This window comes from Monashia sp. HAY1-5C, from assembly GCF_056755255.1.
On the sequence record NZ_JBPGXG010000331.1, the window covers coordinates 1 to 278 of the forward strand.

Here is a 278-nt window from a genome sequence, read left to right on the forward strand (position 1 = left end):
GCGTGATGGCGGTTCAGAATACATGGGGAAAGGTGTTCTTAAAGCTGTTGAAAATGTAAGAGAAGTAATTGCACCTGAATTGGTGGGGCTTCCGGTTTACGATCAGAATCTTATCGACCAGATTATGATTGATCTTGACGGAACAAGCAATAAAGGAAATCTTGGTGCAAATGCAATTTTAGGAGTTTCTTTGGCGGCTGCCAAAGCAGCAGCAGCAGAATTGAAAATGCCTTTATATAAATATGTAGGTGGCGTAAATGCCAATACACTTCCTGTTC

The 278-nt window shown here is 41.4% G+C and carries 1 pseudogene; it reads left to right on the plus strand.

Annotated features, from left to right (window positions below):
- Positions 1-278: pseudogene (gene eno / locus ACR9ZK_RS21900) on the plus strand (phosphopyruvate hydratase); the annotation flags it as partial.